Genomic DNA, 15,399 nt, shown 5'->3' with positions numbered 1-15,399 from the left:
ATCGGGGGTGAGCAGGGGACTCTAATCCTACTCCTTGCCGGGCCGTTTCTCACGCCCATTCATGCTTGGTCAGCGAGATGTCGGGCAGGATGTGAATCGTCAGGGTTGGCACATAGGCGGCAATGGTCAATGTCCAGTCATCGGTTTGCCATAGCCAGGCATGGGCATCGCCATGTGGGACAAGACGGGCCAGACGAGTGGCGAATACGCCGGTGGGCCTCTCGCCATTCAGGCTGGCAAGTTTGTAGAGCGCTTCGTGCAGGGTCCAGGCGCGGTAGAAGGCAGCCTGGGGACGAGCAGCGGCGTGGATGGTGCGCCGTACCTCGGGCTCAGGCAGCAGATCGACGAGAGATGCCAAGCGTGAGGCGTGCCGGGCTCGTGCATGTTCGAGGTCGATGCCGACCGGGATAGTGGCGAGCCCGGCGACGACGCGCTGGCCACGATGGCTCAGACAAGCCTGCCAAGGGGAGGGAAGGGCCGGATGCTGTGGTGCGCCACGTCCTCGGGGCGACCAGTCGGCCAAAGGACAGTCGAGTCCGTGCCGGGCCGCGAGCCGGGACAGTAGCTCTCGTCCCAGCCGCGACAGGCAAGCCCCGCTGCTGCCGGCAGGCGCTTGCGCCAGCAGCAGGTCAAGACGAGCCGTCATGCGTTCAGCGCAGGGTGACGACGTCGCCACGCAGGGCCACCCCGGCCATCAGGGCGCCGGCGTGGCATTCATATTCGCTGCGCGATGCCATGGGCTGTTTCTTGTAATAGCTTTCGATATTGATCACTGCATTACCCCCTTCCAACTTGACGCGCTCCTGCAGGCTGAGCAACGCCGAAAGCATGACCCAGCGGCAGGCTTCTTCGTCGCTCTTGTTGAAGGCGTTGGTCTTCTTGTTGGTGACGAAGTTACCGTGCTCGGCAACGACATCGCCATGCGGGGAATCGGCAAAGACGAAATGGATGTCGGGATCGAGCCGCTCCCGGGCCGCGGCGGTGTTCATGGCCTCGTCGATCGACAATAGGTACTGGGTATCCCTGGCTTGGGCCGCCGTTGCCAGTACCAAACCGCTGATCAGGACGGCGAGTGAAAGACATCCCTTGGTCATTATCGTTTGCTCCTTTTGGTGAAAGACGCTCGGTGGCGTCATGGCCAGCGGCGGAAGACCAACGAGGTGTTGATCCCGCCGAAGGCGAAGTTGTTGCTCATCACGTACTCGCAGTCGATGTGCCGTGCCTCGCCGCGCAGGTAGTCGAGTTCGGCACAGGCGGGGTCGGGACGATCGAGATTGGCGGTGGCATGGAACCAGCCTTCGCGCATCATTTCGATGGCGGCCCAGGCCTCCAGTGCGCCACAAGCGCCCAGGGTATGGCCGGTGAAACTCTTGAAGGCGCTGATGGGCAGGCGCTGGCCGAATACCGCGTGCGTGGCATGACTTTCGGCAATATCGCCACGATCGGTGGCGGTGCCGTGGGCACTGACATACCCGATCTGCTCCGGTATCAACCCCGCATCGTCGAGCGCCTGGCGGATGGCTCGTTCCATCATGCCGGCATCGGGCTGGGTCACATGGCGGCCGTCGCTGTTGGTGCCGAAACCGACCAACTCGGCATGGATGTTGGCCCCACGAGCCAGGGCATGTTCGAGCTCCTCGAGGATCAGCGTACCGGCGCCCTCGCCGATCACCAGGCCGTCGCGCTCGGCGTCGAAGGGACGCGGTGAGGTGTGGGGCGCGTCGTTGCGCGTACTGGTGGCGAACAGGGTGTCGAAGACCGCGGCCTCGGAGGCCGACAGCTCTTCACAGCCGCCGGCGATCATCGCCGTCTGACGACCGAAACGAATCGCTTCAAAGGCGTAGCCGATGCCCTGGCTACCCGAGGTGCAGGCGCTGGAGGTGGTATGGATGCGCCCACGCACGCCGAGAAATACGCCGATGTTGACCGGTGCCGTGTGGGACATCATGCGGATGTAGGAGTTGGCGTTGAGACCGTCGGTGGACTTGTTGATCAGCATGTTGCCGAAATCGGCTACCGCGTCGGGTTCTCCCGCCGAGGCGCCGTAGGCGATGCCCATGTCGCCGCTGGTCACCAGCGGCGCGTCGCGCAGGCCGGCATCCTCGAGCGCCAATTCGCTGGCACGAGTGGCCATCTGTGCGCCCCGGCCCATGCTGCGCAGCGCGCGGCGGTGGTAATGCTCGGGTAGCGTGAAGTCACCGACCGGGGCACCGAGGCGTGTATTGAGGCCTTCGTAGCTGGACCAGCCATCGATGTGGCGGGTACCGCTTTCCAGGCGCTCGAGGCGTGAGCGCATGCTCGGCCAGTCGTTGCCGATCGGCGAGAAACCTGCCATGCCGGTGACCACCACGCGGCGACCGAGTCCATCCTTGCGTAGCATGTCGCTGGGCATCAGCACATTCCCCCATTCACGGCGAAGACCTGCCGGGTGATGTAGCCGGCATCACGCGAGCACAGAAAGCCCACCGTGGCGGCGACTTCTTCGCTGGTACCGGTGCGACGCATGGGGATCAGCTTGAGGGCTTCCTCGGTGATCAGGTCGTCGGTCATGTCGGTGTCGATCAGTCCCGGGGCCACGCAGTTGACCGTGATTCGGCGCTTGGCCAGTTCTACCGCCAGGGCTTTCACCGCACCGATCAGGCCGGCCTTGGCGGCGCTGTAGTTGACCTGGCCGCGATTGCCCATCAGCCCCGAAACCGACGACATCACCACGATGCGCCCGGGCGCGCGGCGGCGAATCATCGGCATGACCAAGGGTTTGACCACGTTGTAGAAGCTATCGAGATTGGTATGGATGACGCTGTCCCAGTCCTCGTCGGAGAGCGCGGGGAAGGCCCCATCGGCGGTGATGCCGGCATTGCAGATCACTCCGTAATAAGGACCGTGCGCCTCGATATCGGCTTCGATGGCATGCCGCGCCGCCTCGCGGTCGGCGACATCGAAGCACAGCACGCGGGCGTTGCGGCCCACGGCACGGATCTCGCCAGCGACGGCCTCGGCGGCCTCCTGGCGATGGCGGCAGTGCAACACGATATCGAAGCCGTCCCGCGCCAGGCGCAAGGCAATGGCGCGACCGATGCCGCGGCTCGAGCCGGTGATCAGGATGGTATCGGTCATGGGCCGTCCCCTTGTTGAATGGCCTCCAGCGCCTGTCGCGATTCGGGCTGAAAGACGTTGAGCGTGGTGGTGGCGAGTGGCTGGCCGTCGCTGCCCAGCAGCCGGCCGCGAAAGGCCCCCAGGCCATTGTCGGCACGGAAGTCGAGCTCGACCTCGATGCGTATCGGCTGGTCGAAGGCGAACCACGGCGTCTGGCATTGGTAGCGTCGGGTGCCAAGCAGAAAGCCGATCTGCGGCGCATCGCCATGACTCACGGCCTGTACACCGGCCCAGGCGGCAACCGCTTGAGCGAGCCATTCGAGCCCCACCCAGCCGGGTATGCCGTCGGTACCGGCGAAGAGGTCGCCGCGACGCGGAGTCACCTCGGCATGCAGGTATTCGTCTCCCACCTCGAGCAGGGTGTCGAGCAGGCACATGCCATGGCGGTGCGGTAGGTAGGGGGCGATATCGCAGGGCACGCTGAGCCCTGCCGGTGTCGAGAAATCAGTCATGATAGCGTTCCAGCAGCAAGGCAATGTTGTTACCGCCAAAGGCGAAGGCGTTGCTGAGCGCGCGGGTGCAGTCGCGCCTCACGGCGGAGGCATAGGCGAGAGATGGCAGTTCAGGGTCGGTCTGACCGTCGTTGATGTGTGGCGGTAGTCGTCCGGCATCCAGGGTCAGCCAGCAGAAGGCCGCTTCCAGGGCCCCACAGGCGCCCAGCGTGTGGCCGGTCAGGGCCTTGGTCGAACTGCAGGGCAGCGTGCCACCGAACACTTGGGCGACGGCTCGCGCTTCCATGCTGTCATTCTGGCGGGTCGCGGTACCGTGCAGGTTGAGGTAATCGATGCTCGTGGCTGGCAGTCGTGCCATGTCCAACGCCGCCTGCATGGCGGCGATAGCGCCTTGGCCATCGGGGCGCGGGGCGGAAATATGGTGAGCGTCGCTGGTTTCGCCATAGCCGCTGAGCTGGATGCCACCGGGGTCGGCGGTGACCAGGAACAAGGCGGCGGCTTCGCCCAGGTTGATGCCGTCGCGGTTGGCCGAGAATGGCTGACAGGGGCTGTCGCTGAGCGCCTCGAGTGAGGCGAAACCATTGACGGTCAAGCCGCAGAGACTGTCGGCACCACCGGCGATCACTGCGTCGCAGGCGCCGCTCGCCAACAAGCGCTTGGCACTGGCCAGGGCGCGGGCGCTCGACGTGCAAGCGGTGGATAACGTATAGGCCGGACCCGCAAGGCCCAGCCGCTCGGCGACGAAGCACGCCGGGGAGCCGATCTCATGGCGCTGGTAACGAAAGTCCGCAGGCCAGTCGCCCTCGCGCTGGCGTATGGCCAGTGCCTGCTCGGTTTCGCCGATGCCCGAGGTGCTGGTGCCGAGGAGCACGCCGATGCGCGCCTGAGGACGACGCCGGCGAAAGGCGTTCAGCGTCGGGGCCAGTCGCTCCAGCGCGGCGGCCAGTAGCTGGTTGTTGCGCGAACGATGTTTCGCCGGCCAGTCGTGGGTATCGGGGAGGGGCGAATTCACCCGGCCCAGTGGCAATGGGCGGCCGGGCGTGAAGGTGTCATCGTGCGCGAGGGCTCGGCGTCCGCTGAACAGGGCCTCGGCGATCGCCGGCAGGTCGTCGCCCAACGGGCACACCAAGGCCGGTGGCCAAAGACGGCAGGGTTGGTTCTGCAGGGGAGTCAAGCGGTTGGGCATGCGTCTGCTGTCCGGTCGGTGTCGTCGTCAAGGGGCGCGATACGCAAGCGGTAGCCGCCCTCGATATCGTCGATGATACGGCATTCGGCACTTCCCGTGATGCGGACGATCGGTCGATTCCGATAGTGAATGGTACGACCCTGGCGATCCTCCACCAGTGACCAGTCGCTGCCATCGAAGGCCTGTATCAGTGCCGATGACGGCCACAGGCTCCAGGCCAGGCGGTTGGCGAGCCACTCGGCCGAGATCGGTGGCTCGAACTCGGCGCCGCCCAGGAAGCGGGCACCGCGGGCGTCACGCACCAGAGTCAGCAAGCGCTGGCCCTGGGGACTCAGCAGGACCAGACGCAGCGACCGCTCGTCGTGGCGCAGGACGCCGAGCAGTTCGTGTCGTTGGTCCTGATGGGTGAACGTCAGGCGTTGCGTCAGGGGGCCCGCCTTGGGCAGTGCCGACAGCTCGGGTGACGGCGCATCGATCGGTCGCCCGGCGCAGCCAAACAGCAGTGCGAGGATGGCGGCCAACAACGCATGGCGAAGAAAAGGACGTCGCACCTATCGCACCTCGCTGATGGCAGAGGATGTGTCGTCGGTGCAGGCCTCGGCCAGGCTGCTTAGCCGGCGGCGACTGGCGGCAACGAAAGGGTTGTTTTCGTCCCAGGCATAGCCGGCAAGCACCGCACTGATCATCGAGCGGATGCGTGGCGTCTGTTGTGCATTGAAGATGACGCGTGGCAGGCGGCCGTCGTACCAGGCCTCCACGAATTCGCGGAAAGTGGCCACGCCACGTCGCAGCGGCTGTTCGAACTGGGTATGCCAATCGATCCTTTCTCCGGCAAGTTGACGCTCGACCAGTGGCGCGGCGCGCAGGGCCGAGTCCAGCGCGATGGTCACGCCGGAGGAAAACACCGGGTCGAGGAACTCACCGGCATTGCCCAGCAGTGCGAAGCCGGGGCCATGCAGTCGCTCGACATCGGCGGAATAGCCTTCCAGGCGGCCGATGTCGCGTATGGCCTCGGCATCGGCCAGCAACGCGGCGAGCCGTGGCTCGGCATGGATGAAGTGCCATAGGCGCTCGGCATCGTCGTGACCGGCGGCGTCGAGGGTCGCCCGATCGCCGACCACGCCGAGCGAGGCGCGTCCATGACGGAAGGGAATCAGCCAGTACCAGATGCCCGGATGTTCGGGATGCAGGCCGATCAGGATCTTCTCGCGGTCATGGCGCGGGCAGCGAATGCGATCCTCGATATGGGTGAACAGCGCACAGCGCGGCTCCAGGGTCGAGGGACGGGCGAGACCGGTGAGGCGTGCCAGGACGCGTCCGTAGCCGCTGGCATCGAGCACGAAGCGGGCGCTGAGCGAGCGCTGCTCGCCGTCGCCATCAACCAGCGTCAGGTGTGGCCGCAGCGGATCGGCGAGGAAGGCTTCGACACGGGTGCCGAACTCGACCTCGGCGCCGGCCTGGCGCGCACCGTCGATCAGGCGCTGGTCGAAATCGGCGCGTTCGACCTGCCAGGTGGTACCGGGGCCGGGGCTGAACTTGTCACGGAAATCGATGGCGGTGTCCTGGCCTCGCCAGGTGAAGGCTGCCCCATTCTTGGGCTGAAAGTCGCCACCCTGAGCGGCTTCGAGCAGACCGCAGGCCTCGAGATGCTCCATGCACTGCGGCAGCAGACTCTCACCGATGGAAAAGCGCGGGAAGCGACTGCGCTCGACGACCCGAACCCGCAGGCCGCGTCGGGCGAGCCAGGCCGCCGCAGCGGCCCCGGAGGGCCCGGCACCGATGATGGCGACATCGGTGGTATCACTCGATTCCATGTGTTGCGTTCTCCTATTGGCCATCGCCGATGGCATCGTGCTCGTGTGTCGTCGGCATCGTGGCCGCCCGGGCGAAGGGCACCAGCCCCCAGGTGGCCGCGAGCCCGATGAGGCAGGTCAGGCCCAGATAATGCAATGCCGGCGTGGCACTGAAGGCCAGCAGGCCGAAGGCCAACAGGCTCGACGCGCAGGACAGGCTGATCGCCAGCCAGGCTGCCGGGCTATCGGGATGCTCGCTGCTGAAGATGCCGGCGTCGAGCCCGATGCCCAGCACCAGCAGCAGTCCCAGCAGATGAAACAGTGTCAGGCCGATGCCCAGTGCGCTGAATAACGCCAGGGTCGCCACCACCGCGCCCAACGGCGGCAGCAACACGCGCCAGGCCTGCCAGCGATAGCGCCAGCCGAACAGTAACGCCAACCCCGCCACGGCGACTGCCAGCCACAGGGCAATCTGGTTGCGCAGCCGCGCCAGGTGCTCGGAGAGCGTTGCCACGCGGTCCTGGTAATGGACATGCGATGACGAGGCGAGCCGGGCCAGTGCTTGCTGGGCGACGTCATCGGCGTCACCCAGCGCGATCAGGGCCGCCAGTTCGCGACTCTCGGTGCCGGGAGCGGAATCCTCGCCGAGCCATAACATGCTATCGGCACGTGCCAATGGCATCTTTAGCCATTCATCGAGGGTCAGCAGCGGGACTGACCGCAAGGCATCGAAGGCCGATTCGTGCAGGTGCCCGGGGAGCCCGGCGCGTTCGATCAGCGGGGGAAGGGCGCGAGTGTAAGCCTGGCGCACCCGTGCCAGGTTGTCTTGCTGGGTGGCCGGGGAAGGCACGGCCTGGGCGAGATGGCGATAATCTGCCAGGTGGCCCTGCTCATGCAGCCGGGCCAGAGGTGCCTCGAGGGCTTCCAAGCGTTCCAGCAGTTCGGCTTCGCGGTCGGCGGTCACGACCAGGTAGCGGCTGCCGGTCGGCCGCTCCAGCAGGGCTTGCACACGTTGCTGCTCGGCGATCAGCGCGTCGGGCGAGGGATTGAGTTGGCGCAGGTCGTCGCTGGTTGTCAGGCGCGCGACGATCAGTCCTCCCGCGAACAGGCCGAGCAAGCCCAGCAGGGTCCAGCGATACGGGGCTCGGGACGGTAGGCGTAGCCGGTTCAGGCGGGCGGCGATGCGTGCCGTGGCACCATGAGGTCGGGGTGCGAACCTCGGTAGCCACAGGCGCACGGTCAGCCAGGCGCCGAGCAGCCCCAGGGCGGCGAAGGTGGCCATCTGGCGCAATCCGGGCAGGGGCGTGGCGAGTTGGGCGAGATAGGCGACCAGGCTGGAGGCCAGTCCCAGTAACAAGCCGGGCCAGAGCCGGGATAACGGCCGCTCGGGAGCCAGTTGGCGAGCGCATTGCAGGTGCAGGGCGTAGTCGACGGCGATGCCGATCAGGCTGGCACCGAAGGCCAGCGTCAGCAGGTTGAGCGTGCCGAAGATGGCCCAGGTCAGCGGCAGTGCAAACAGCACACCGCAACCGACCGGTAGCAGCAGGCTGGCGAGAATCGAGCCGCGACGAAAGGTTGCCCATAGCAGCAAGCCGATACCCAGCAGTGAACCCAGACCGATGGTGGAGACTTCCCGCTTGGCTTGGCTTGCCCCGGCGGCGGCGTGGAACACCAGGCCGCTGCGCAACAGTTCGGCCTCGGGGTGAGCGTCGTGGAAGCTCGACAGTGCAGCGACCAGACGCCGCTGCATGGGCATGTCGTAGGGGCTGGCGGATAGGCGACCACTGATCACGAACCAGTGGCGATCCCGATCGACGATGGCCGGGAGGCCGTCGACCAGATGAATGGGACCGTCGAGTCGCTGCGCGAGCCAGGCATCGAGCAGGCCGAAGGGGTCGCGTCGTGGATCGGCATCGCTGCCGGGGGTGAACAGACGGGCGAGTGCGCGTTGCACCCAGGCTTCGGTATCGCCGCTGGCCAGTGGCTCGGCCAGCAGTCGATAGCGGTAGGGAGCCAGGGCATCGTCGGGGCGCTCGACCGTGGTCTCGTCGAAACCGGCGACACTCCCGGAAGCCTGCAGGCGAACCTTGAGATCGGTGATCAGCCGGGCCGACTCCTCACCGCTGACCAGCAGCACGAAGCGGTCCTCGAAGGCCTGGGTCAGGCGTCGCTCGGCCCGCTCGATCAACGCGGTCCGAGGGGTTTCCGGCAGCAGCGCCGTGATGCGCGTATCCAGCGGCGTTGCCTGGCGCAGCAAGCTGGCGAGCAGGATGGAGCATCCCAACAGCAGCCCGGCCCAGCCCCAAGCCGCAAGGCGCTCGACACGGGTAGGGCGCTGTGCATCGCTCACGGCGAAGGAGCGCCGTGGCCGAGGTTCTCGCAAGCGGCCGGCGTCAATCGCAGGTCGAGCCGGTCGCCGTCGGCGAATTCGAGTTCGATGCGCTTCACTCGCTGGTCGCCCCCGACCACCAGGTGCGTGAGTCGCTCGGCGACAGCCGCCTCACTGGGCACCAGCCTGGCCTGCCAGTTTTCCAGCTCACCGCTGAGTTCGAGCGAGAAGTGACGTTCCAAGGCCTGCCAGTCGCCCGACAGCAGGCCGGTGAAGACCGGCAGCATGACCTGGAAACCGAGCGGCAGCGCGTCGTTGTCCTGGCTCAGGACCACGCGATCCTTCACCGGTACGGTGGTCTGCCAGATCAGACCGTTTTCCTGCTGCTGAAAATGGCCGCGACTGTCGAGGCGTGTCTCGAGATCGGCCAGCCAGCGCGACTGCTCGAAGCGGCCGCATTGCGGGGCATGGGCGGCCAGATGTGCAGCGAGGGTGGCGGCGTCGGGGGTGGCCCACGTCGATGGGCTGGCGCTCAGGAGCAAGGCGGCACAAGCGGCCCACAGGACACGGCGCATCAGTGGTTGGCCTCCTGCCAGGCGAGCAGCCGCTCGACCAGCGCCGGCGGTGATGCCAGGCGCATGCCGTGATCGTCGAGTCCCACCGCGACCTGCACGCTCCAGGCCCGGGTCAGGCGCTTGCGCGTCTCGGCATCGCGGATGGTGTAGTCGACCTTGAGGCGGTGTTCCCATTCGCTGACGCGGGCTTCGATGGCGATACGCTGGGCGAACACCGCCGGGGCGGCATAGCGCAGGCGCAGGTCGATCACCGGCCAGGCGAACCCCGAGGCTTGCATCTGCGGATAGTTGTAGTCGATGGCATCGAGCAGTTCGCAGCGGGCGATTTCCAGATAGCGCACATAGTGGCCGTGCCAGGCTACCCGCATCATGTCGATGTCATGAAAGGGAATCGTCAGCTCGGTCTCGCTGTGCGGCAGTGGGCGGTCGTCAGGCGTCATACAGGCTCCAGCGGCGTTGGCGGATCAGGCCACAGAGGGTGCGCAGCTCGGGTTCCAGGGCACGGTCTTCGCCCAAGGCCGGGAACGTCGACCGACAGACATCGAGAAAGCTGGCCAGGCCTTGAGGGAGCGGGGCGGCATCGGCGAGGCGGCTACGCAGCTCGACGCCCTGGCAGGCGGCATGCAGGGAGGCGGCCGCGACCTGTTCGACGAGAGTGAGGACGCGCAGCGCATCGCGGGCGGCAATGGTGCCCATGCTGACCTTGTCCTGGTTGTGGCACTCGGTGGAGCGCGAGAAGACACTGGCCGGCATGGTCAGCTTGAGGGCCTCCGCGGTCCACGCCGATGCCCCGATCTGCACCGCCTTGTAGCCATGGTTGAGGCTGGCCCGTTCCGGCGTGGCGCCGCTCAGGTTGCTGGGTAGGCCGTGGTTGAAACGGGCATCGACCAGCAGCGCCAACTGGCGATCGAGCAGGTCGGCCAGGTTGGCATTGGCCTGCTTGAGGCTGTCCATGACGAAGGCGACATGGCCGCCGTAGAAGTGCCCGCCATGCATGACTTTGCCGCCCTCGGCGTCGATCAGCGGGTTGTCGTTGGCACTGTTGAGTTCGGTCTCGAGGAACTGGCGCCACCAGGGCAGGGCGTCTTCCACCACACCGATCACGTGCGGGGCGCAACGTGTCGAGTAACGGTCCTGCAGGCGTGGCGAGTTGCGCGGCGTGCTGGGAGCGTGCAGGTCGTCGCGCAGGCGTTCGGCCACACGGTTCTGCCCCGGATGCGGCTTGGCGGCGAACAGGTCGGCGTCGAAATGATAGGGGTTGCCGTCCAGCGCATAGACCGATAGGGCGGTGATGCGTGTGGCAAGCCGAGCCAAATAGGTAGTCCGGGCAAAGGCGAAGACACCCAGCGCGGTCATCACCGCGGTGCCGTTCATCAGTGCCAGGCCTTCCTTGGGCTTCAGGCGATAGGGGGCGAGGCCGTGTTCGGCGAGGACTTCGGCGGTGGCGCGGCGCTGGCCACGGTCGAACACGTCGCGCTCGCCACACAGCACGGCGGCCAGATACGACAGCGGCGTCAGATCGCCGCTTGCCCCCACCGACCCCTCCTCGGGAATGACCGGTACGACGTCATGCTCGAGCAGCCAGACCAGGCGCTCGAGGAGTTCGACGCTGACACCCGAGACGCCACGGCACAGCGACACCAGGCGCACCATGACCACCGCCCGTGCGGCTTCCACCGACAGCACCTCGCCCAGGCCGCAGCCATGGAAGGTATACAACTGGCGGGGTAGTTGCTCGAGGTCGGATGCGGGCACCTCGCGGGTACAGGAATCGCCATAGCCGGTGGTGACGCCGTAGACCACGCCGTCTTCCTCGAGCAGGCGTTCGAGAAATGCGTTGCCTCGAGCGATGCGCTCACGGAAGTCCGGCGCCGTCGACAGGGCGACGCGGCGGCGCCCTTCGGCGACCGCCAGCACGTCCTCGAGGGTGACGGGCGAGCCATCCAGCGTGAGAGGTTCGCTGGCGGTGGATCCAGCAACCGGGTCATGGGGTATCGTCATGAAGGTGTCCCGTGTCGTTCATCCAGAACGGAAAGAAATTGAACCATTGCCGAGGATGGCGCTGTACGCGCCGGGCCAGGTGATCGGCGTGGCGTTGCATGGTCTCGGCGATCCAGGGCTCGCGCTGGCGGCGCGCCAGGTCCCGGGTATCATCGAGGAGCTCGAAATCGATCCGGAACCCGTCGCTCTCGCGCACGCAGGCCAGGGTATACAGTGGGCAGCGCAGTAGCGCGGCAAGCCGGAAGGGCCCTTCGGGGAACCTGGCCCGGCCGCCGAGAAAGTCGAGGCACCGTGTCCGTCCCCTCGACAGGGAGAGCCGGTCCGCGGCGATGACCACATACCCGCCAGCCTGAATACGTTCGGCCAGGGCCTGGGCGGTGGCCGGCGTGATCTCGCTGACTTCGAGCACATGCGGGCGAGGCCGCCCTGTGACACGCTCGAGCAGAGCATTGAACTTGCGTGCATTGCGGGTATGCATCATCACCGTCAGCTCGAGTCCCGGATGCCGCTCGACCAGGGCGTTGACCACATCGAGGTTGCCATGGTGGGCGACCAGGATCAGTCCTCCTCGGCCACCGTCGATAGCGGCAGTGAAACGGGCGATACCGGTGCCGCCCAGACGCTCATCGGCGATATCTCCACTCCAGGCCGCGACCTTGTCCATCAGGGCCTCGCCGAAGGCCAGGAAGTGGCGATAACTGCACCACCAGCGAGCGAGCGGTCGCTGGCCGAGATGGGGATCCAGGCGTTGCAGGTAGGACTGGGAGGCGCGTCGCGCCGCGCCGTGCATCAGGAAGTACCACAGCATGACCGGCCATAGCACCAGTCGGAAGGGCCAGCGCCCCAAGTGGCGCTGAATGGCCACCATCAGGGTCATGCCGGCGACGGTGCCCCGTTCCCCGATCTGCGCCCAATGACTCATGGGCCCACCCTCGAAGGCTGTCCTCGCAGCCGTCGAGCCAGCAATCGGGGCAAGCGCAGCAGCATGCCGAAGAACAGGCGGGTATGCATGGCGGAGATCTGGCGGTTGTCACGCCACAGGGCGAAATGACTCACGCCATCGCGCGGATAGTGCACACGCACCGGTCGTTGTGCGAGGTTGCCGCCGTCCCACAGCCAACGCACCAGCACTTCGGTGTCGAAGGTCATGCGATCGCCACAGGGGTGGCGTGCCAGCAAGCGGTTGAGGGTGGCAACCGGATAAAGTCTGACCCCGCACATGGAATCGCGGATCTCCAGAGACAGGGTGTTGATCCACACCCAGACATGGGTCGCGTAACGGCCAAGGAAGCGCGCGCGAGGAACGCTGGCATCATAGCGGGGATAGCCGACCACCAGGGTGTCGGGCGCCGTATCCAATCCGGCGAGAAAGGCAGGCAGGTCTTCGCTGGCATGCTGGCCATCGGCATCGACCTGCAGGGCATGGGTATAGCCCCGGCGCTGGGCTTCCTGCAGCCCGGCACGCACCGCGGCCCCCTTGCCCTGGTTGGCGGCCAGGCGCAGCAGGTGGTGACCGTCCGCGGCGAGGCGGTCGAGCTCGGTCGCGCACTCGGCGTCACACCCATCGTCCACCAGCAATAGCGGTACCCCCAGGGCGGCCAACGCATCGCATACCGGGCCAATGGTGGCGGGGTGGTTGTAGACCGGAATCAGGACGCAGGGACGTGACTCAGCCATGATCACCTCCATTCCGGGTCTGCAGGCGAACCCGGCCTGCACAATGCCGCCCTTCATACGAATCGATGGCAAAGGCGATGCCATCGTCGCGACGCGTCAGCTGCAACGTAAAGCGCACTCCGGGGCGCAGCACGCGCTGGAACTTGAGCCGCTCGATGGCCTGGAATGCGCCCGGTTCAGCAAAGCTCTCGCCGGCGAGTTCGATGGCCCACTGCACCATGACCACCCCCGGCACCAGCGGGTACTCCTCGAAATGCCCCTCGAGGAAGATCAAGCGTTCCGGGACTTCCAGGGTCAAGGTGCAGGATGAGGGATCCGGGCGACGCTCACCCAGCCAGCGTGGTGCCTTGGCGTCGTCGAGGTCGGCGAACAACCGGTTGACCAGGCCGCGGTCGAGCTTGCCCTGGGCATTGCTCGGCAGGGCATCGACGAAGCGCCAGTAGCGGGGAATGGCGACTCGCTCCAGGTGTGTCGACAGGCGTGCTCTCAGGCGCTGGATCAGGGCATGGCGGGTATCATGCTGGTGCGGTATGGACTCGTCGTGCAATACGATCACGGCACCCAGTCGTCCGTCGGCGCGACCGAGATCGACGCAACGTGTCTCGCGAACTTCCGGTGTGGCGGTGAGGACGTGCTCGATATGATCCAACGAGACACGCTTGCCGGCGATCTTGACCACGCGATCCGCACGACCCAGCAGCTCGAAACCTTCCGCCGTCGGTGCGACCCGATCGGGTTGCTGCCACCAGCGCTGAGGATCTTCGAGAAACGCCGAACGCAGCGCCAGGCAGCCGTCCGCGATCAACAGCTGCACCCCCGGCAGGGATTGCCAGGCAGCGCCCTGGGCCTGTCGCCGGTGGGCGATTCCTCCGGTCTCGGTACTGCCGTAAAGCTCGATCACCGGGGCACGCAACAGGCATTCGGCGTGCTGGGCATGCCTTGCCGGCAGGGGCGCGCCTGAGGAGAACACGCGGGTGGGGCGGGGAAGCTCGTTCCAGGGCAGGTGTTCCGGCAGGCGCGACAATTGGGCAGGGGAACTCACGACCACCGGGGCGAGACCGACATCGTCGGCTTCCTGGAGGCGCGCGGCAAGCACCTCGGGATAGCGGCAATCATCGCCACAGAAGGGGACACCGCTACAAAGAGGGTGCAACACCCCAGTGAGAAGGCCATAGATATGTTGGTGACTGACCTGCGAGATGACACAGGTGCCGGCCAAGGGCCACAGGTCGGCATGGGCGGCCAATTCCGCATCGAGCTGGTCGAAACGCTTGGCCAGACGCACGGGATCGCCGGTGGAGCCGGAGGTGTACAGGACCACCGCCGTGGACGAAGGGGCGAGCGCCTCGTGGGGTGGGAGGACATTGGTCTGCTGATGGCGGGTGACGTGGTTGCCAGGGGCATCGGGTAGCGTGCCATCGACCTCCACGGCGAGCCGTGCCAGGGTCTCGGGGCGGTCATCGGCCGGCAGCACCGCGACCCGACCGCTTTCCCACAGTGCCACCAAGGCCGCGCAGAAGTCCTCGGGGTCGCGTTGGCTGAGTAGCCAGCGACCACCGGGCTGGCCGACCAGCCAGTGACGCCAGGCATCGATGCGCGCGAGCAAGGAGGCAGGGGTCACCCAAGGGGGTGTCAGCGCGCGGGTGTGGTCTGCCTGCCGGCGCCAGGGCAGTTGCGTGAGGGGCTCGAAGGTCACGTCACGGTTCTCCGCAGTCGACGGCGCAACAGCCATTCGCCGGCAAACATCAGGCCGATCAGGCCGTAGCTGATGACCCCGTTGTACAGTGACCAGGTCGCCAGGTCGGCATATAGCGCCGTCCAGCCGGCGATGGTCCCGTTGAAGACGAAAAAGCCGCACCATGCCCAGGTGACCCGGCGAGTGTAATGTATCCCGGCCGGCGATAACTCGGGCTCGCGCAGGCGGGCCAGGCGTTCGACGATCGGCATGCCCTGCCACAGGCTGGTCAGGAAGACGGCCAGCATCATGGCATTGACCGCGACCGGATAGGCTCGCATGCCGAGTTCGGCGTGCCCCAGGCCGCCCAATGTGAGCAAGAAGGTCGCTACCACGAGTGCCAGATAACGAGCCTGTGGCATCCGCCAGGCGAGCAACGCGGCACCGGCCGCCAGTAAGGGCCAGCTACCCAGGTAGTCATGCAACACGAAGACCAGCACCGGCCAGGCCATAATCAAGAGCGTGCCGAGCCATTTGATCGCTTGTTGAAGCATG

At 66.4% G+C, this 15,399-nt stretch carries 16 protein-coding genes; all 16 read right to left on the bottom strand.

What is annotated here, in order from left to right:
• Positions 1-49: 49 nt before the first annotated feature.
• From ACFOEV_RS15025 to ACFOEV_RS14950, 16 genes are read right to left on the bottom strand one after another with little or no spacing between them, the layout of a single operon-like run.
• On the bottom strand, positions 50-646 hold the full coding sequence (locus ACFOEV_RS15025) for a 4'-phosphopantetheinyl transferase family protein (RefSeq protein ID WP_386775345.1): 597 nt from the start codon (positions 644-646) through the stop codon (positions 50-52).
• Between the two features lie 4 nt (positions 647-650).
• On the bottom strand, positions 651-1,094 hold the full coding sequence (locus ACFOEV_RS15020) for an excinuclease ATPase subunit (RefSeq protein WP_386775343.1): 444 nt from the start codon (positions 1,092-1,094) through the stop codon (positions 651-653).
• A 38-nt stretch (positions 1,095-1,132) separates the two neighbouring features.
• Positions 1,133-2,392, bottom strand: coding sequence for a beta-ketoacyl-ACP synthase (locus ACFOEV_RS15015; RefSeq protein ID WP_386775341.1), 1,260 nt, complete (start codon positions 2,390-2,392; stop codon positions 1,133-1,135).
• Complete coding sequence (fabG, locus tag ACFOEV_RS15010; RefSeq protein WP_386775340.1) at positions 2,392-3,117, bottom strand: 3-oxoacyl-ACP reductase FabG; 726 nt, start codon at positions 3,115-3,117, stop codon at positions 2,392-2,394. The genes ACFOEV_RS15015 and fabG overlap by 1 nt, the downstream gene beginning before the upstream one ends.
• Entirely contained in the window at positions 3,114-3,608 is a 495-nt protein-coding gene (locus ACFOEV_RS15005; protein WP_386775338.1) for an ApeP family dehydratase, read from the bottom strand. Before ACFOEV_RS15005 ends, fabG begins: the two co-directional genes overlap by 4 nt.
• Positions 3,601-4,794: a beta-ketoacyl-ACP synthase gene (locus tag ACFOEV_RS15000; protein ID WP_386775336.1), complete on the bottom strand. Its 1,194-nt coding sequence runs from the start codon at positions 4,792-4,794 to the stop codon at positions 3,601-3,603. The genes ACFOEV_RS15005 and ACFOEV_RS15000 overlap by 8 nt, the downstream gene beginning before the upstream one ends.
• Positions 4,779-5,345, bottom strand: coding sequence for a DUF3261 domain-containing protein (locus ACFOEV_RS14995; protein ID WP_386775334.1), 567 nt, complete (start codon positions 5,343-5,345; stop codon positions 4,779-4,781). Before ACFOEV_RS14995 ends, ACFOEV_RS15000 begins: the two co-directional genes overlap by 16 nt.
• Positions 5,346-6,608 carry an NAD(P)/FAD-dependent oxidoreductase gene (locus tag ACFOEV_RS14990; protein ID WP_386775332.1) on the bottom strand — a complete coding sequence of 421 codons (1,263 nt, stop codon included), beginning with the start codon at positions 6,606-6,608 and terminating at the stop codon, positions 5,346-5,348. It lies immediately after the preceding gene.
• A gap of 13 nt (positions 6,609-6,621) precedes the next feature.
• A complete protein-coding gene (locus ACFOEV_RS14985; RefSeq protein WP_386775330.1) occupies positions 6,622-8,937 on the bottom strand; it encodes an MMPL family transporter in 2,316 nt (771 codons plus the stop codon).
• Positions 8,934-9,491 (bottom strand): LolA-related protein, encoded by a 558-nt coding sequence (locus ACFOEV_RS14980; RefSeq protein ID WP_386775328.1) that lies wholly within the window; start codon positions 9,489-9,491, stop codon positions 8,934-8,936. The genes ACFOEV_RS14985 and ACFOEV_RS14980 overlap by 4 nt, the downstream gene beginning before the upstream one ends.
• Positions 9,491-9,931: an acyl-CoA thioesterase gene (locus ACFOEV_RS14975; RefSeq protein ID WP_386775326.1), complete on the bottom strand. Its 441-nt coding sequence runs from the start codon at positions 9,929-9,931 to the stop codon at positions 9,491-9,493. The genes ACFOEV_RS14980 and ACFOEV_RS14975 overlap by 1 nt, the downstream gene beginning before the upstream one ends.
• On the bottom strand, positions 9,921-11,492 hold the full coding sequence (locus tag ACFOEV_RS14970; RefSeq protein ID WP_386775324.1) for an HAL/PAL/TAL family ammonia-lyase: 1,572 nt from the start codon (positions 11,490-11,492) through the stop codon (positions 9,921-9,923). The genes ACFOEV_RS14975 and ACFOEV_RS14970 overlap by 11 nt, the downstream gene beginning before the upstream one ends.
• Positions 11,476-12,414, bottom strand: coding sequence for an LpxL/LpxP family acyltransferase (locus ACFOEV_RS14965; protein WP_386775322.1), 939 nt, complete (start codon positions 12,412-12,414; stop codon positions 11,476-11,478). Before ACFOEV_RS14965 ends, ACFOEV_RS14970 begins: the two co-directional genes overlap by 17 nt.
• Positions 12,411-13,169, bottom strand: a complete 759-nt coding sequence (locus ACFOEV_RS14960) for a glycosyltransferase family 2 protein (RefSeq protein WP_386775320.1) — start codon at positions 13,167-13,169, stop codon at positions 12,411-12,413. The genes ACFOEV_RS14965 and ACFOEV_RS14960 overlap by 4 nt, the downstream gene beginning before the upstream one ends.
• Entirely contained in the window at positions 13,162-14,865 is a 1,704-nt protein-coding gene (locus tag ACFOEV_RS14955; RefSeq protein WP_386775318.1) for an AMP-binding protein, read from the bottom strand. Before ACFOEV_RS14955 ends, ACFOEV_RS14960 begins: the two co-directional genes overlap by 8 nt.
• Positions 14,862-15,398 (bottom strand): COG4648 family protein, encoded by a 537-nt coding sequence (locus ACFOEV_RS14950; RefSeq protein ID WP_386775316.1) that lies wholly within the window; start codon positions 15,396-15,398, stop codon positions 14,862-14,864. Before ACFOEV_RS14950 ends, ACFOEV_RS14955 begins: the two co-directional genes overlap by 4 nt.
• Position 15,399: the final 1 nt, after the last annotated feature.

It is taken from the genome of Litchfieldella rifensis, assembly GCF_042646605.1.
Lineage (GTDB): Bacteria > Pseudomonadota > Gammaproteobacteria > Pseudomonadales > Halomonadaceae > Litchfieldella > Litchfieldella rifensis.
Note: the sequence above shows the minus strand (reverse complement) of the source record. Positions and strands in the feature narration are given on the sequence as shown.

Bases quoted from the DNA above. Each gene is read 5' to 3' on its own strand.
- ACFOEV_RS15025 (WP_386775345.1), bottom strand. From the start codon at position 646: ATGACGGCTCGTCTTGACCTGCTGCTGGCGCAAGCGCCTGCCGGCAGC.
- ACFOEV_RS15020 (WP_386775343.1), bottom strand. From the start codon at position 1,094: ATGACCAAGGGATGTCTTTCACTCGCCGTCCTGATCAGCGGTTTGGTA.
- ACFOEV_RS15015 (WP_386775341.1), bottom strand. From the start codon at position 2,392: ATGCCCAGCGACATGCTACGCAAGGATGGACTCGGTCGCCGCGTGGTG.
- fabG (WP_386775340.1), bottom strand. From the start codon at position 3,117: ATGACCGATACCATCCTGATCACCGGCTCGAGCCGCGGCATCGGTCGC.
- ACFOEV_RS15005 (WP_386775338.1), bottom strand. From the start codon at position 3,608: ATGACTGATTTCTCGACACCGGCAGGGCTCAGCGTGCCCTGCGATATC.
- ACFOEV_RS15000 (WP_386775336.1), bottom strand. From the start codon at position 4,794: ATGCCCAACCGCTTGACTCCCCTGCAGAACCAACCCTGCCGTCTTTGG.
- ACFOEV_RS14990 (WP_386775332.1), bottom strand. From the start codon at position 6,608: ATGGAATCGAGTGATACCACCGATGTCGCCATCATCGGTGCCGGGCCC.
- ACFOEV_RS14980 (WP_386775328.1), bottom strand. From the start codon at position 9,491: ATGCGCCGTGTCCTGTGGGCCGCTTGTGCCGCCTTGCTCCTGAGCGCC.
- ACFOEV_RS14975 (WP_386775326.1), bottom strand. From the start codon at position 9,931: ATGACGCCTGACGACCGCCCACTGCCGCACAGCGAGACCGAGCTGACG.
- ACFOEV_RS14970 (WP_386775324.1), bottom strand. From the start codon at position 11,492: ATGACGATACCCCATGACCCGGTTGCTGGATCCACCGCCAGCGAACCT.
- ACFOEV_RS14965 (WP_386775322.1), bottom strand. From the start codon at position 12,414: ATGAGTCATTGGGCGCAGATCGGGGAACGGGGCACCGTCGCCGGCATG.
- ACFOEV_RS14960 (WP_386775320.1), bottom strand. From the start codon at position 13,169: ATGGCTGAGTCACGTCCCTGCGTCCTGATTCCGGTCTACAACCACCCC.
- ACFOEV_RS14950 (WP_386775316.1), bottom strand. From the start codon at position 15,398: ATGCTTCAACAAGCGATCAAATGGCTCGGCACGCTCTTGATTATGGCC.